At 47.6% G+C, this 17648-nt stretch carries 10 protein-coding genes; 6 read left to right on the plus strand and 4 right to left on the minus strand.

All coding sequences use genetic code 11. The annotated features are described in order from the left end of the window. The first annotated feature begins 6 nt into the window (after nucleotides 1–6). From GQF01_RS13695 to GQF01_RS13705, 3 genes are all read left to right on the plus strand, one after another. Nucleotides 7–1929 (plus strand): ABC transporter ATP-binding protein, encoded by a 1923-nt coding sequence (locus GQF01_RS13695; RefSeq protein WP_235959631.1) that lies wholly within the window; start codon nucleotides 7–9, stop codon nucleotides 1927–1929. 14 nt (nucleotides 1930–1943) lie between these two features. Continuing rightward, nucleotides 1944–4109: a hypothetical protein gene (locus GQF01_RS13700; protein WP_161407318.1), complete on the plus strand. Its 2166-nt coding sequence runs from the start codon at nucleotides 1944–1946 to the stop codon at nucleotides 4107–4109. 100 nt (nucleotides 4110–4209) lie between these two features. Continuing rightward, entirely contained in the window at nucleotides 4210–4974 is a 765-nt protein-coding gene (locus GQF01_RS13705; RefSeq protein WP_161407319.1) for an SDR family oxidoreductase, read from the plus strand. 386 nt (nucleotides 4975–5360) lie between these two features. On the opposite strand, the gene GQF01_RS13710 is transcribed toward GQF01_RS13705, so the two are convergent. The 3 genes from GQF01_RS13710 to GQF01_RS13720 are packed head-to-tail and all read right to left on the minus strand — an operon-like array spanning nucleotide 5361 to nucleotide 10656. Beyond that, the gene (locus tag GQF01_RS13710; RefSeq protein ID WP_161407320.1) at nucleotides 5361–7994 is read right to left on the minus strand and encodes an Ig-like domain-containing protein; all 2634 of its coding nucleotides are present in this window, start codon (nucleotides 7992–7994) and stop codon (nucleotides 5361–5363) included. A 16-nt stretch (nucleotides 7995–8010) separates the two neighbouring features. Continuing rightward, nucleotides 8011–9951 (minus strand): phage tail protein, encoded by a 1941-nt coding sequence (locus tag GQF01_RS13715; protein WP_161407321.1) that lies wholly within the window; start codon nucleotides 9949–9951, stop codon nucleotides 8011–8013. Between the two features lie 18 nt (nucleotides 9952–9969). Then, nucleotides 9970–10656, minus strand: a complete 687-nt coding sequence (locus GQF01_RS13720; protein WP_161407322.1) for a DUF5011 domain-containing protein — start codon at nucleotides 10654–10656, stop codon at nucleotides 9970–9972. A 350-nt stretch (nucleotides 10657–11006) separates the two neighbouring features. Between GQF01_RS13720 and GQF01_RS13725 the strand changes: the two genes are divergently transcribed. Both GQF01_RS13725 and GQF01_RS13730 read left to right on the plus strand, forming a co-directional pair. Then, nucleotides 11007–13709: a family 78 glycoside hydrolase catalytic domain gene (locus tag GQF01_RS13725; protein ID WP_328803456.1), complete on the plus strand. Its 2703-nt coding sequence runs from the start codon at nucleotides 11007–11009 to the stop codon at nucleotides 13707–13709. Between the two features lie 38 nt (nucleotides 13710–13747). Then, a complete protein-coding gene (locus GQF01_RS13730) occupies nucleotides 13748–15034 on the plus strand; it encodes a Gfo/Idh/MocA family protein (protein ID WP_161407323.1) in 1287 nt (428 codons plus the stop codon). 308 nt (nucleotides 15035–15342) lie between these two features. On the opposite strand, the gene GQF01_RS13735 is transcribed toward GQF01_RS13730, so the two are convergent. Beyond that, complete coding sequence (locus GQF01_RS13735; RefSeq protein ID WP_161407324.1) at nucleotides 15343–16212, minus strand: helix-turn-helix transcriptional regulator; 870 nt, start codon at nucleotides 16210–16212, stop codon at nucleotides 15343–15345. Nucleotides 16213–16328: 116 nt separating this feature from the next. On the opposite strand from GQF01_RS13735, the gene GQF01_RS13740 reads away from it, so the two are divergent. After that, nucleotides 16329–17435, plus strand: coding sequence for a glycoside hydrolase family 172 protein (locus GQF01_RS13740; protein WP_161407325.1), 1107 nt, complete (start codon nucleotides 16329–16331; stop codon nucleotides 17433–17435). The last annotated feature ends 213 nt before the right edge of the window (nucleotides 17436–17648 follow it).

Below are 17648 nucleotides of genomic sequence, written 5' to 3' on the forward strand. Positions count from 1 at the left end.
TTTAATATGCAGAAGGACACAAAATCCCATCTCATACGGCGTTATTTTAAATTTTTAAAACCGTACCGTTACATGATCATTACCATTGTTGGGCTTGGTATTCTGCAATTCGTCGTTCCCATGACGGTACCGTGGATGACCAAGGTTCTGATCGACGAAGTACTTCCGCAAAAAGAGAGCTCATGGACATTGTCCAAGGTCATTGGGGTACTGGGAGGCGTTTACGTTTTCGGAACAGCGGTTAATTATGTGCGTCAATGGGTCATGGCCAAAATGGGAAATTCCATGGTCATCGATATCCGATTTCAGCTTTATGAGCATATGCAAAAGCTCTCTCAACGGTTTTACGACAGCCGTCAGGTCGGCAGCATCGTCTCAAGAATTTTGAACGATGTGAATGGCGCTCAGAATCTAGTCGGTGCTGGTGTCATTAATTTGGCCATTGATTTCTTCCTGGTGCTTTTCGCTGGATTTATGCTTTTTCATATGGATTGGAAACTGGCGCTGTTGTCTTTGTGGATGCTGCCTGTTTACTATTTAACGTTTACGAACATCAATGTTCATATCCGCTTCGCATGGCGTTCTGTCCATCGGCAGATGGAACGAATGTCAGGCGTCCTAGTCGAGCGTATTGCCGGGATGAAGGTTGTGCAGGCATTTAGCCGGGAACGCATGGAGCTGAACCGGTTCAAAAAGCAAGCTTCTGCTCATTTCGGCTACGCGATGACGGCTCAATTTTTATCCAACACGCTAGGCCGTATTAGTCAAACCTTTCAGGATTTCGGCGGATTAATCATTTGGTTCGTTGGTGGAACTATGGTGATTCAGGGGAAGATGTCGGTAGGGGAACTAATCGCTTTCCAGGCTTATTTATCCCAGATGTACGGCCCGATTCAGCGTTTTTCTGATGTTAACGTTACGATTCAAAATTCGCTTGCCAACGTGGAAAGAATCTTTGAAGTGTTCGATATTGAACCGGAAATTCAGAATAACGACAATCCCATCCCCCTGAAAACTTGTAAAGGTGACATTCAGTTCGACCAAGTCGGGTTCGATTATGTGATTGAAAGACCCGAAAAGCAGCAAGCTGAAGTTGATCAGAAGGATAAAGATCTGGTCGAGCGCCAAAAACCTGCCAAACGCTTTTATTGGATTCCGCCAAAAATGAGACCGGATCCGCCTCTGATGGTTCTGGAGACGAGGGCAGCTCTTAAAGGAATAAGCTTTAAAGCCGCAAGCGGTGATGTGATAGCGCTTGTCGGACCTAGTGGCGCAGGAAAGTCTACCATTATTAATTTGCTGCTCCGCTTTTATGACCCTGATGAAGGTTCCGTATTGTTAGACGGCGTTGATTTGCGAAATTATGATCTACATGATCTGCGAAGCCATATGGCGCTTGTACTCCAAGATAATATCCTGTTTTCGGGAACGGTTTATGAAAATATTGCTTATGGCAATCCGAAAGCTCCCAAAGAGCAAATTATCGCTGCTGCACAGGCTGCGAATGCGCATGAATTCATTGAAGAGTGGGAGCTTGGCTATGAAACCATGATTGGAGAACGCGGCGTGAGGTTATCTGGAGGACAAAAACAACGTATTGCTATAGCACGAGCGCTTCTCAAGAGTCCTCGCATCTTAATTCTGGATGAGGCTACGTCGGCACTGGATGCAGAATCCGAACATTTGGTCACAGAGGCGCTGGAGCGGCTCATGCAAGGACGCACGACCTTCGTCATTGCGCATCGTCTGGCGACTGTCGTCAGAGCCGATCAGATTCTTGTTATCGACCGGGGACGCATTGTCGAACGAGGCAAACATCAGGTGCTGCTAGCGCAACACGGGTTATATCGTGAATTATACGAGAAGCAGCTCAAGGCGATGCGGCCGGAAGAACTGATTGGCTTAGATGTATTGAAACACGAAGCGTAGAAAGGAGACCGCTGATGACTAGAATTTGTAAACGTTTCCCCATCCTCATGGTTTTTGCGATAGTGGTTCTAATCAGCTCGTTCATGTCCATATCCGTATTCGCAGAAGGCGGCAATTCAGACAATGCTGGTGCTGCATTCGAGCAGATCCAGCTGGGTGACAACAGCTATGCGGAGATCAAACAGCTGAGACTTCTGTCCGATCACAACGGCAATATCGTTACGTTCACGCTTCATATTTCGAACCAAAGCTCAGAGACCCTCTCACTGATTGATTATTGGATACGCTTGCTAGGTAAGAATGGTGACTCATTCACGGCCAAGATGATGCCGCAGGACAAAGAAAAAACGAAAATTGCTGCGGGTTCATCACAAGACTTTTCCTACTATGCCATGATTAATGACGCAACTGCTTTACAAGATTTGAAGTTTCGTCTTGGGAAATGGGATTTCTCCCGCAATCCATTTGAGCGCCAGCTTGGCGAAATCTCCGTGCCTGAAGATTTCACACAAGTAGCACCTGCAGGAAGCTCCCAAGAGGTTAAGGTGTCAGGCACAATCATGGAGGTAGCTCTATCTGATTTTACCCGTGGCAAGAATGAAAAAAACAGCCTGCCTAACCTAACACTGAAGCTGAAAAATACGGGGAAATACAGCTTAGCAGTACCTGATTATCAATTTATCGTTCGTACTTCGGAGGGATATACCTATCCGCTGATAGCAAAAGGCATAAACGACCTTCTTATTAACTCCCAAGAAACCAAGGAGATTACGCTCACGGGAAATGTCCCCGCAGAGGTTTCAACGGAAGGCTGGCAGATCGTTGTTACACAGTACTTATCCGATTTGAAGTTGAATGTGCCCATCGCCTCTCTGGAAGTGCCAAAGGAATCGGATGAAGAGGTGAAGGGTGCAGGGGAGGAGGTCTCATTTTCAGACGAGAATGGCCTCTACACGGTTAAGATGAACGGCATGTATCGGTTGCCATGGGAAGACACGGACATTTTGACTGCGGATTTCATGTTGAAGAACAAAGGCTCAGATTCACTGCCCATTCCAGAATTGACGGGATACTTCTTGCTAGATGGAAAGGTGAAGGTAGAGGCGAAGGTTATCATCCCTTCCAAAGTGCTGGGACTTACGAAAGACAGTTCCGTCGGTATGCAGATGGCGGCTAAAGTTCCTTATACGTATGTATTTTCGAAAATAAAGCTTGTACTGCAAGAAAAAACATCCGATGAGAAAATAATCGATGTACTTGATTTCGAGTCACAGACTGATTTGTTGCATGTGCCGATCCTTGATTCAGCTGCTTCCTTCGAACTGACGGACGCGGGCTATCAATCCATATTCTCGATTCAGCATGTTATGAGCTATCAAGGACAATCCACGACGCAATACACCGTAAGGGTGCTGGCCCAGAATCAGGAGAAGAGATTCACGAATTTGGCGAAGCTGGTTGCCAGCTTCCGAGCAGCTAGTGGCACCGTTTATCCCGCAAATGTGCTGGATGTGAAAGAGAAAGTAGGACCTGGAGGGAAAGCAATGCTCATCGTTTCTAGCATCATTCCAAAGGGTGTTGATACAACTGGAATGAATCTTTTGCTTGGAGAGGCCGCCAAGGATGGTGAGCTATTAACGGAAGAACCTGCTGGCGATGACGAAAATGATGATGACGATGACAAATCGGGGGATGCAGACATGTATGTGAAGCCATTCGCCTTCTGGCTTCCTCAAGAGAAGAGCGAGGTGAAGACACCGCTTCAAGGGATCTCTCTTGCACCATATACGCTCTCCATTGATCATGTCGGCACCTCACTGGATAATAACGAGTTATCTTTAAAGTTCAACTATGAGATTACTAAGGATATGAGCACGAGTGTAAACACCGAGGGTCGTAAAATCGTCTTTCAGATCAACGACGCGAATGGGTTGAGAGCGATTGAATGGTCGACGGACTTGAGCAGTTTCGAGCTGCGAGCCAATGATGCACCAGAAACGCCGCAATCGAAGTTAAAAGTTGGCAAGTATAAGGACTTCCGAATCTCTTTGGAGAATGGTGATTTGATCTACAAGTTGACCTTCCTTAAGTCGTATGATTTTAACATCTATGAGGAGTTTCAAGGTCATCGGCGGTTAGTGGGGACGATGAAGAACGATTGGTTCGCTACTTCGGACTGATGCTTGGTTTTGGGTTCTACGAATATGAGAGCAACATTTCAGAACTCCCCTTGTGTTATAACTATCGTGTTACTATTTGACACAAGAGGAGATTAAAATCATGAGTAGATTACAGGGTAAAGTTGCTTTGGTTACGGGTGCAAGCCGGGGGATTGGGCGTGCCATTGCGCTGCGCTTAGCGCAAGAAGGAGCGTTGGTAGCTGTTCATTATGGCACGAACCAATCCGCAGCAGAAGAAGTCGTGCGAGATATTGAGCAGAGTGGAGGCGCTGCCTTCACGATAGGTGCGAAACTTGGTTCTATAGAGAGCATACAGACACTTTATCAAACATTAGCTGAAGTGTTGAAGGAGCGCACTGGTGACACTCGCTTCGATATCCTTGTGAACAACGCAGGGATTGCTCTAGTAGCCCCAATAGAAGCTACTACGGAAGAGGCATACGAAGAAATTATGAGAGTAAATGTAAAAATGCCATTTTTCCTGACGCAACAGGGTTTGCCACGTTTACGAGACGATGGTCGAATTATTAACTTATCGTCGGCGATAACAAGAATTTCCTTGCCTGCGATTCCTGCATACAGCATGACCAAGGGGGCAATCAATACGCTGACACTCGCTCTATCCAACCAACTCGCATTACGTGGAATTACGATCAATGCCATCCAACCTGGATTCGTTGCCACGGATATGAATGCCGGCATGCTGCAAGATCCTGCCTCCCAACAATATGGCGCTGATTTTTCTATTTTTGGCAGATGGGGGCAACCGGAGGATGTTGCTGATATAGCTGCTTTTCTGGCTTCTTCCGATAGCCGCTGGGTAACCGGACAACTGATTGATGCCAGTGGCGGCTCTCATTTGTAGATTTGTAAAGCGAACACATAAAAAGCCTGACGGGTTGTACGCCGTCAGGCTTAAGTTTTAGCTACTTTACTAAACCGGTACTATCTCATCATTCTACTCACTTGCTTTGTAATTAGCGCCGATTCCTCCAGCTAATTCCCTGAATAACCCCACTTATTTCCATTTAACTGGAATTTATACCGCAAATTTCAGCCAATCCAGCTAATTTCGCCTAGCAACCGATGATTTAGCTGGAGTTTCTACCGCTATTTCATCCCCTGCCCCAGAGCAGCGCTGATTAGCGGTAGTTTTTCCAGCTATTTTAGCTGAGGCGGCATAAAGAATCGCCGCCTGCAACCAACCAGCTCATCATGCACGCACAGCAGCATGCACAACAACAACCATCATTACCGCTGCACCAAAGGCAGCTCAGCTACATTAGAAATCACTTGCTTGCTGGCAAGCGTGTCCCACACAAAGGCCTTCAGCTTATAACCAGCTGCATGAAGGGGGAGCTGGAAATTCGCCGTTAGCGCTCTTATCCCTTGACCTTCAACCAAGTCGCTGGAATAGGAATAGTTGACGATATTCTCATCCGCATCATATAACGCGAGGACCAGCACGCCATTTTTATCAAGCTCCGAGCGATTGCTAAATTGCACGCTGACAGAAGGATCACCGTCATTCTCGTTCATGAGCAAATTCCCGGTGGAGAAGACAGCTCCAGTGATGTTATCTGTACGCAGCTTCGTATTCTCAAACATCGACGAATTGTAGTAGTTAAAATTGTTCGTGCTTTTCGTCGCATCGACGGCCATCCCCATGTAAGCATGGCTTGGCAGATCAAGCGCGACAGAACCTACTACCTCCCAGTTAGCTCCGCCATCAATGGAAATTAAACCTTTGACTTCATTCCCGTACCGGCTAATTTTCAATAGCGCAGGCAAGGTCACATTGGACTTCGCCGTGGATTCAACCAATTCCCCTCGGGCCGATCTGCTCATAAAATGAATCCGCGATCCGTAATATTCTTCCTTCATCACCGTTATCATGGCAAAAGGGGAATCAGCCGTCAGATCCTGGCGGATCATCAGTCCTGATTTCACACCATTATCATACTCAGAAGGATTCTGGAAGTTAATCGTAGAGCTTAACTCCATATCGCCTGCGATATCACGGTAGGTGTATTGAAACGCATCGGAAGATTGGATGCCATCATCGGTCGCACCAATTTCACCGGTACCTTTTACGATAAAGGAACTGCTCCCTGTCTCTGAAACGCTTGACGCTCCTGGCAGGGTCACGGTACCAATGTCTGCGGATGTCCACGTTCCAGTCCCACTTGCATCGTTGACATGAATGACAACCATACTCGACAGGGTTTGAGTTCCTGAGCTGTCAGTCGCCTTAGCATACAAATAATGAGTTCCTTCAGGGGCATTCGTCCATATGTACGTATACGGTGCGGAAGTAACCGTTCCTAGCGGGATCAACTTCATTGCTTTCGTATCGTAGAAAGAGAACTCAACTTTGGATATGGCACCATCATCATCATTGTCAGATGCCGTGGCATCAATCACAATATCATGATTCGCTTGCAGCATTGCGTTCGCCGAAGGGCTAGTGATGGCTATAGCAGGATTATGGGAGCCATTGCCCAGCAGCGAGTTCAAATATTGCTCCAGATAGGTATATCCATCACCACTATCCGCTTTCCCATCTGCTGCGCTATTAACATCAAGCCCATTTGCCGTTTCCCAACTGTTTGGGATACCATCGTGATCAGTGTCATAATCGGCAGACAATGTCGTCTCCGTTAATGCTGGAAAGCCTCCGTCACCATCCGGGGTATTGGCGAATTTCCCCAAACCGTTCCTTACATCGCTCACGATACGAGCGTCGAGAGAATCTCTTTTTGGTAAAATTGCTCCTGCATGCTCAAGAACTTTGCCATAAGCGTCTGTTGCCGAGTCAGTCGTAACAGAAGTATCGACGGTTGTTCCATCTGCCTGTTTATAAGTAATAGGCACTTGACTCTGCAGGCGGTTGACGGTTCCCAAGCCATACTCAGGTTGAACGCCACCGGCCCAGTTATTTGCGCTAATCCCGGGATAACCGTCCACGTAATTGCCTTCAATATAGTAATTCCCGGGCTGCTCGGACCAAGGATTGAAAACCCTGCTTCTCACATCATCAAAGGTAGCGGGACCCGCTTTGTAGTAGTTGTTTACGACATTGACGCCAGTCGCATTTTCACCGCCATATCCGCTGTTGGCGCCCCAGTTGTAAAGGACGTTGTTTCGCAAATCAAACAGCAGCGGGGCATCTTTTTCCAGTCTAAAATCACGGTCTAATCGCGGGTTGCGGCTATTATTGTTCGCAATTAGGTTATGGTGGTACGACACATTGGTGCCGCCCCAAATCCCGCCGTACCCGTGGGCTCCCTTATCATGGATCGACATGTTCAGAGAATCGCTGATGATCGACCATTGAACCGTGATGCTGCTTTTATCCTTGGATGACAGCACCTCGTCTGTGCTCCAACTGAAAGAGCAGTGGTCAATCATCATTTTCGGAGCATTGGGTGAAAAAGTGTCGTCCAGCTCTGCGAAGCCACCGCGGAAGCGAAGATAACGGATGATAATATTGGATCCGCCTAAGGATACCGAATAGTTGCCAATCGCGATGCCATCTCCAGGTGCTGTCTGCCCCGCAATCGTCAGATTGAAGACATTGGTTTTAATTTTCTCCTTCAAATGAATGGTGCCAGAGACCCGGAAAACAATCACGGTTGATTTGGCATTGCTGTTCGCAACTTTGGCAAGCCCATAGCGCAGCGTTCCGGGAATCGCGGTCTCCGAGGAGGTGTAATCTTCGAGACTCGTGACCTCGTAAACATCGCCACCGCGTCCTCCTGTTATATACATAGCGGCGCCTTCCGCTCCCGGAAAGGCCGTAATGGGTTCCGCCGCAGCCGCCAGCGAAGGGACTAGGCTTGCTACAATAAATAGGAATGATAAGATTGCAATTATTTTTTTCATTGTTGCCTCCTCGTGCCTACTGAATGGATATACTGCTCGACAGTGGTTTCATAGTTATTAGGTTGTCCCAGATAAAAGCTTTCGCATGATAGCCGGATATGTTTAGAGGGACCTTGAATCCGGTGTTTAATGTGCGTTTCTCCCCGGCATGTGCCGATACAGATGCAGACGTATAGGTAACCAAACGTTGATTTGCATCGTATAACGCACAGATCACGACAAATGAGCGTTGCTCGGCTGTGTTATTCGTCACCTCAACTTTGGCTGTTGCGTTCATCCCTGACGTTAGCGTGGTAATTTTGTTGCCATTCCAGTCCATAAATTCGAAAGAATTTAACTGAATCGAACGACCTCTAACGAGTATAAAATAGCCGTTGCTGTCTGATTGACCGATTTTGCTCAACGTAACCTGCGAATTGGCTGCAAAGCTTTTCTTGTACACATCAAACCCCTCTGCGCCCCCATCCAGCTCGATGGTATCCGCAGTTTTGGTCCATGTTGACAACCAGGCTAGGTTGGCTTCCATCGTCTTCCGGCTTACAGCGACAAAAACGTCGGCTTCATTCCTAACGGTAAAAGTAGTAAGGACATCGCTGGCCGTATAGGCACCTGATGCATTTGACGTTCGAATCCAATCAATCCCGATATAATTTGAAGGCAATTTGGTTATGGTGCGCTCTGAATCTCCATAGGGAGTACTTCCTACTGTGAGATTGCTTTGGACGGACCAACCGGACATGTTTTTGGTATCGTTTACATACACGTTTTGGATGACGCTCGTACTTGCAGAATTCAGTGTTGTTCTGGGGTTAGGGGTAACGGCAACGGCTTGTGATAAAGAGAGTGGACTCTCTACTTCCGTATCGGTGCCTTTTGACAGCAGCCTGGTGTTTTGTGTGATTTTGACATAATAGGTTTTCCCATTCTCAAGTGGAGGACTGCTGGATGAGGTCCCAAGCTTCGTAATAGAGACGTAATCGCTCGGCACAAATTTTTTATTATATTTATCCATAACCTTCACATACTCGGAGTCAGCGGCATCAGGTTTGGTAGCCACGTAGACATTATTGGATCTGGCGCTTGCCGAAGGTGCCCATTCGACATAGATTTCTTTATCTCGCGGATAAGCTGTGAGTCCAACAGGAGCTTCTGGAGAAGCGGCAGGTGGCTTCGCAGATACCTTGATTTGGGAAATGTAGAAAGCATTGACCGGATTTGGCGAACCACCCGCTGTAAGCATTTCAAGCATTGCGATGTTTTGCTTGATTTTCTCGCTTGTAGTAGTGCCTGCGCTCCGCACCTCGACAGTCGGCTGTTTGGAGAAGCATAGGTTGCCGTCCACATAGACCATGACTTGATCATTGACGATGTCGACAACAAGCTTGATGTTGTACCAACGATTGGGTTCGTATGGATACATATTGTCAGGTCCCGTTTTGGCATCGAACACGAACTTGGCCTGCGCTGGATCTGCTGTTATTCTCGCGATGTAATCTCCGCTGCTGCTTAACAGGTTCAGCACTTTCGCTCTTTCGAACTGCGGCCCGGGCTGCATGAAGGAAACCTCAGCTACAACTACGCCTTCTTGTTTCTCAAATGTTTTGACAACTCTCGTCGTATTGCGGTAGGCGACATTGCTGACGGAATTAAAGTCATCGTAGACATATAGACTGTTGCCCGATTTACCAGGAGCTTTGGCTACATAAGCATCACCTTCAAGACCGCCAGTGTTCCCTTCCTCGAGCATAGGCTTGTACACAACATAACCTTGATCTTCTGCTTTTGTACCGACCGATTCATTCTCAAAATTGTCGTCAACGAGCACTTGCCAGCCGTCACTAGCTGGAGTTTCTGCAGCCACCGCTTTTGTGTCAAAAGGTTGAGCGCCATAAACCGCGCTGACTAACATAAAAGCGATAACGAGGCGGGGGATAATCTGTCTAAACTTCGTATTCAAAATAACACCTCCGAAAGATCATTCCTTATTTTTGCCAGACTGGTCGTGAGGCACGGTTACCGTTGCGGTAGCTACCGAGCGGTTTCCGGCTTTATCGGTTGCCGTGTAAGTGATCGTATACACCCGTTCAGAATGATCTTTTGATTTCTCGGCACGAAGAGCAAACGTCTTATCGAATGTGCCGAACTGCGCATCTTGAATGTCATTTGGCTGGATAGGATCATTACAAGTAATGGAAGTAAGAACAATGCTGTCAATTTGCGAAAAAGGGTCAGACACATACACATCGGCCGTCACGGTGACCATTTTCTTATTTGGTGGCCAGATGGTGTCCGGGTCCAAAGTTACTTGAATAGAAGGCAGGGAATTCACGGTAAATGAAGTCTGGGAGACGTTAATATCGGCTTCACCAGCAACAGAAACGGAATAGGTGCCAGCAACATTGCTGTTCACAGTAAAATGAAAGAGGTAGTCTCCGCTTTCACTACTTTTCCCCTGATCCAAATAGGCAAGACGATTGTGCGGATCACGGACCTGCACAGTGATGAGATGTTCTCCCGGCAAACCCGAATTGCCAGCAATAGTTACAATGCCGGTAGCCATGTCTAGCGATGCTGTTACCTCCGCAGGGGATGCTGATGCAATCCTCAGCGATATACTGAAGAACATCAGGAGCGACAGCAGGAATAATGTCCATTTTCTCAAGGTAATTCCTCCTTTGGTTCGTTATGAAGAGCGGGATATGCCTAAGTTATTCATCCCCTTTCCGTCTTTTCTTCAAAAGTGAAATCGTTTTCAACAATACGGGTGAAAAATATAGCGTGAAATAGCTATGTAATTTAACTTTAATACATATTTATCCCGGCACATTAGGGGAATGAGTTCATTTTTATAGGTTATTTATTTCAATTATTCATGAAAAGGAGGCAGGCGCGACCATCGCGTTTCAAGGTTAATGTTTTTGCCCTATAAACTGTTATCGAACCCCCCATAATTGAGCAGGCTTCTCCTTTTATAATACAAACTAGTACGATCTTAATTTAAGGGGGATCACAGTGAGTCTAACCATTGTCCAATGTTTAACGGAATATGCGAATAACCCGCTTGGAATTGATGTCAGTCGGCCGCGTTTATTTTGGAGGCTGGAGTCGAGCGACCGGTCTGCAGCTCAAGCTTTTTATCAAATCATGGTTGCTTCGTCACAAGAACTGCTGGAGCAAGGTGTGGCTGATCGGTGGGATAGCGGCCGAGTGGCCTCGGATCAATCGATTCACATTGCATATGCCGGAGAGACTCTGCGTTCTGAGCAAACGTATTATTGGAAAGTTCGCGTTTGGGATACCCATGGAGAAGCGTCCGCCTGGAGTCAAACGGCTTATTGGTCAATGGGTCTGCTGTCGCGTGCAGATTGGAAGGCCAAGTGGATTGGTCGCAAGTCGGAAAAAGGTGTTGACATGCAGCCTCCTCCTTACTTGCGCAAGAGCTTTCAGCTTACGAAGGCTGTGAAACGGGCTTTTGTTTATGCGACTGCGCTTGGTTTGTATGATCTTCGGCTTAACGGCAGTAGAATTGGAGCTCTCTTTGCGCCTGGCTGGACGGATTATGAGACACGTGTACAGGTGCAAGCTTATGAGATTACGGACCAGTTAACGGTTGGTGAAAATGTTTTTGGAGCCATCCTAGGTGACGGCTGGTACGCGGGTACTGTTGGTTTTCTGGGGGAAAATGTGTATGGAGAAAGGCCGTTTTTACTGCTCCAGGCGCGGGTTGAATACTTCGACGGCACGAGCGAAAGGATCGTTTCGGACTCGTCTTGGCAGGCAGCTAAGGGCGCAATTCTTTATTCGGATCTGATCAAAGGTGAGGCGTATGATGCCCGGCTTGAGCCGACTGGCTGGGATCAATCTGGCTATCAGGCAGAAGTCGCTTGGGAGGTTCCTGATGTTCGAACGGGGTACAATGGTTTGCTTGTGGGAACGGTAGAACCTCCGGTTCGCATCATGCAAGTGCTGAAGCCCGTCTCTTTCCGCCGCACGGAAGCAGGGACATTCATTTATGATATGGGACAAAATATGGTTGGTTGGACAGAGTTGACGGTTAGCGGGGTAGCAGGCCACCAAGTAACGGTCAGCCATGCCGAGATGTTGAATCCAGATGGCAGCTTATATTTGGATAACTTGCGGGTAGCTGTGCAGCAGGATCATTATGTGCTAAAAGGGATTGGCGAAGAAAGGTACGAACCGCATTTCACATTTCATGGATTCCGTTACGTCGAATTGATTGGTTATCCTGGCGAACCCGACTTGGCTACCATTGCAGGCAAAGTTGTGCACTCCGATATGGCAGAGACAGGACGACTCGAAACGAATGATTCGATGGTGAACCGTCTGCATGCCAACATTACATGGGGACAAAGGGGGAACTTCCTCTCCGTGCCAACGGACTGTCCGCAGCGTGACGAGCGGCTCGGTTGGACCGGAGATGCGCAAATTTTTGCCCGCACAGCAGCTTACAACATGAATGTGTCGCGCTTTTTCTCTAAATATATGCAGGACATTCTCGACTGCCAGCAGCCATCGGGGGCTTTCACCGATGTGGCGCCTGACGCCGGCTGGATCCGGCACAAAATGTGGAATGCGAATCTGAATTGGTTCGCACCTGATAATGCGGGATGGGGCGATGCCGGGGTCATCATTCCATGGACTCTGTATGTGATGTATGGGGATACACGCATATTGGAAACGAATTACAAAGCGATGGCCGATTGGGTGAACTATCTTCGGGACAACAGTGAAGATTACGTGCGTCCAGATTATGCCAACTATGGCGATTGGTTATCGATTGATGCGGATACACCCAAGGAAGTATTAGCAACGGCTTATTTTGCCTATAGCACACAGTTGTTGGCCAAAATCGCCGGGGTTCTGGGTCGCAAAGACGATCAGATCCAATATGAGACGTTGTTTGCGGCGATTGCCCAAGCATTTCGGGATGCATTTGTGGGCAGTGATGGCCGAATTCACGGGGAAACGCAGGCTGTGTATGTGCTTTCGCTGCAATTCAACCTGCTGACCGATGAGCAGAACAAGCTGGCAATCGAGTACCTGACGACAGATATCCGCACACGAGGTGACCGTTTGTCAACGGGCTTTCTCGGAGTCGGATATCTGCTTCCGGCACTAACCGAGCATAGGAAGTTGGATGTTGCTTATACGCTGCTTACTCAGGAGGAATTCCCATCCTGGATGTATTCCATTAAACATGGAGCAACAACGATCTGGGAACGTTGGGACGGCTGGACGGAACACAAGGGGTTCCAGACGCCGTCCATGAACTCCTTTAACCACTATTCCCTTGGCTCAGTAGGGGAGTGGATGTTCCGATATATGGCTGGTATCGAGGCTGATCCTGCTGCGCCAGGCTTTAAACACACGATCATTCGGCCAAGGCCTGGTGGAAGCTTAGACAGGGTCAAAGCAAGCTATGACTCTTTGTATGGAACTATTGAGGTGGCTTGGCATTTATCCGCGTCGTCATCAGTTTTCCGGATCGAAGTGACGATACCCGTCAATTCGACGGCTACGATCTATGTACCTGGCCGGGTGTACGCCATCGATGGCGTGAAAGGGACATCAGGATCTTGGGAGATCGAAGGCTGCCAGCCGCTTGAAAGTACGGAAGACGAAAGCTGCTTCAAACTTGGAGCAGGTCGTTACATCTTTGAAAGTGATTTGTTAGCAGTCCAGGCTTCTGTTTAAGGTCGATTTTACTATTCTTATCAAAAGGGTGAAAGACATTGACGACGAGGAAAAAGTACGTATTAGTAGGAGCCGGCGGGCGAGCACGGTTCTTTTATTCCGCGATTGCAGGGGATTTTCGGGGAACGACGGAGCTGCTGGCCTTCTGTGACATTAACCAGACACGTATGGATTACGCGAACCAGCAATTGCAGCAGAAATTTGACTACCCAGAGGTGCGAACCTATAAACCGGATGCCTTCGACCAAATGATCGAAATTGAGAAACCGGATGCTGTCATCGTCACGAGCGTTGACAGAACCCACCATACCTACATCATTCGTGCGATGGAATTAGGCTGTGATGTGATAACAGAGAAGCCGATGACAATTGACGAGGAGAAGTGCCGTCAAATTCTTGAAACGGTAGAGAAGACCGGACGAAACGTGCGTGTTACATTCAATTATCGCTACGCGCCACATCATACGAAAGTGCGAGAGCTGATTGAAGGAGGCGTCATTGGACAGGTTAACTCTGTCCACTTCGAGTGGCTGCTCAATACCAAACACGGCGCTGATTATTTCCGCAGATGGCATCGTAACAAGAGCAACAGTGGAGGGCTCCTCGTACACAAATCGACGCATCACTTCGATCTAGTCAGCTTCTGGATCGGGTCCGAGCCGGATACCGTCTTTGCTCTTGGCGATCTGCTCTTTTATGGACGCGAAAACGCTGAAAAGCGCGGTGTAACTCAGTTCTATGATCGAGCAACGGGCAATCCGCTTGCGGAAGATGATCCTTTTGCTCTCCATCTGGATCGCAATGGACGGCTGAAGGCGATGTATTTAGATGCCGAGCACGAGGATGGCTACCATCGCGATCAAAACGTCTTCGGAGACGGCATCAGCATTGAGGATACCATGGGTGTCATGGTTCGCTATAAAAACAAAGCGATATTGACCTATTCGTTAAATGCCTATTCGCCATGGGAAGGTTACCGGATTGCTTTTAATGGGACGAAAGGCCGTATCGAGATGACGATTATGGAACAATCCTATGTCAATTCAGGTGGAGACAAAGCGCTAGAAGGAGCGATAAAAAATAAGGAAATACGCGTCTTTCCTATGTTTGACCGCCCCTATGAGGTGAACGTAGAAACGGGTGTTGGTGGGCACGGTGGAGGAGATCCTGTGCTGCTGAACGACATCTTTGGCGAACCGGCAGAGGACCGCTTTAGGAGGGCTGCGAATCATGTGGACGGTGCCCGTTCCATCCTGGTTGGCATAGCCGCGAACCGCGCGATTCGGACTGGGCAACCTGTCAAAGTTGCTGATTTGTTAAAATAAGTTATAAAGGATTGCCTTCCTCTGGGAATCTCGGGGGAGGGCAGGGCGGTGGGAACTACAGGACGCTATATCATGGAAAAATGCCCTTTAGGCACTCGAATGGGAACTACGGTCCGTTATTTTCACATTGTGAATAGAAAAATGCTCAAAAACCATGAAATAAGAGCCTGTAGTTCCCCCTCGGCTGTTAAATCCCATCATTTTCTCGGAATAGCGCCCTACAGTTCCTCCTAGCTAGTACCAGGGTGTCACATCGCAGCCGCGGTGGGGGTTATCACTTTACAATTGTAAAGTTCCTACACCACGGCCTATCGGTTTACCCGGAAGTGCGACGGACTCTTGCCCATAACGGTCTTAAACGCCCGGCTAAAAGTGTGGATATTAGCAAACCCCAGCTGCTCAGCGATCTGACTCAAGGGAGTGTTGGAAAATTGAATGCTATTTTTGGCTCTTTCCATGCGAATGTGCTGATGGTACTGGATGGGTGTCATTTGAAACATCGTTTTGAATAGATGAATGAGATGAAATTTACTCACATGAAACTTCTCCGATAACTCATCGAGGGTCACATTCTGATTGACATGACGATCAATATAAGTGCGAATTTCGGATAGAAATTCGACCTGTCCCTCTTTGTTTGTTTTGCCGCCATAATATTGTTCGCGTAATAAAATAGCCAGCAGATCAAGCATTGCGCTTTTGACACGGAGCTCATAATAGGGAGGCTTGGTTTCATGCTCACGGATGAGATCGAGCAGCACCTGCTCCAAGTGGGTGGCATCTCGTGCCCGAAAATAATTCGGGATGAAATGAGGAGGTGACGAAAGCAAGTCCTTTCGAAACCATCCTTTTTCTTTGTCATTCATCTGATCGATGGACTTAAACGAAACGGTAACCTCTTGGCTATTCGGCAGAGCGTTAAGATCGAAATGGACATGCGGCTGCCGAATCGTGTGTGTCCCTATTGATTTAATAGCGTGTCGCTCACCTGGCTTAAAAAAGAAAACATCCCCTGGACGCCCTTCATAAATTTGCTCTTCCACCCTCACTTCTAGATGACCTTCCATCAGGAACAGCAGTTCATAATCCCAAATCATACGTTCTTCAATGGTCCACGGAGTCTCGATAACACTATCCATCGCGACTCGGATATAAGGCGAAATTTGATCTAGTTCCATCCTATCACCTCAGCAATATATGGTAAGTAAATCGGCAATCTATGCTAAATAAATGTGGATAGAACGCTTTATAATGGATATAGGTACAACAATATATGATACATGAGGTGATGGACATGCTGCAACTGCATGGTTTGGGAAATGGCTTAACTACGGCTCCTCTCGTGACAAACGGGCGGACACGTTCCATTACGGCGGAGAATCCGACGGGGGAGAAGGGGCAAGGAGGCAAAGCAGCCAGCAATTTAGGGACTGCTAGAAAAGGTCGTCCCTGCATCGATTTAAAACAAGGTGAGACGGCTACGCTTGCACATATACAGGGTGCTGGTGTTCTTCAGCACTTTTGGATTACCGTTACCGATAAAACAGGTGCCAAAGGACATCCTGCACAGTTTGTACTTCGTGACCTTGTGCTCAGAATGTATTGGGATGACGAAGAAACGCCATCCGTTGAAGTGCCGCTTGGTGATTTCTTCTGCAATGGCTTCGCCAGACGAACTAACGTCAACTCGCTGCCGATTTCTGTTAATCCGACAGGCGGGATGAACTGCTATTTCGCGATGCCGTTTCGGACCTCAGCGAAAATTACGATTGAAAATCAGCACGCCTATGACATTGGCGGATTTTTCTATACATTTAACTACACCCTTGTTGATGAGTTGCCCGAGAATGCGGCCTATTTCCATGCACAATGGCGGAGGGAGCGACTGACGGAGATTGGCAAGGATTACACCATTCTGGACAATGTCAAAGGTACCGGTCAATTTGTGGGTACATACTTGGCGTGGGCAGCGCTTGAAAGGAACTGGTGGGGAGAAGGCGAGATGAAATTCTATATGGATGGCGATGTGGAGTGGCCGACCATTTGCGGGACTGGGACCGAAGATTATGTGGGTGGCGCTTGGTGCTTCTCCAATTTGAAAACGGGCGAGCCTGAGTCTTATTCCACGCCATATTTAGGCTATACGTACTATAAAGAAACGACCGACATTGATCCATGGTATGGACATCAGGTGCCTATGCATGGGATGTATCGCTGGCATTTGCCCGATCCTATCCGCTTTGAGAGCGATCTGAAAGTAACGATTCAACAAATTGGCCATGATCACGCGCAATTATTTGAGAGATCTGATGATGTTTCTTCGGTCGCTTACTGGTATCAGATGGAGCCTCATGCGGATTTCCCGGTTCTGCTACCGGTAGAGATGAGATGGCCTAGATAATTGCAAGGTGTGTATGTTCTATTCCGCGGTGCTTGATCGTCAGGTATTTATGCAACGAAACCCTATAGAGGTTGTCTCTGGAGGCTACATGGCCAAGGAGATAATCTCTTTTTTGCGCCTTTAAGTTTAATAGAACTTGCGTAATTGAGAGAGAATGAGCACAATATAGTACATTGGTTTTATATTTATTGGGCAGAGGAGTATGGTATAATT

Source organism: Paenibacillus silvestris (assembly GCF_009882985.1).
In the GTDB taxonomy this organism is placed as follows: Bacteria; Bacillota; Bacilli; order Paenibacillales; family NBRC-103111; genus Paenibacillus_E; species Paenibacillus_E silvestris.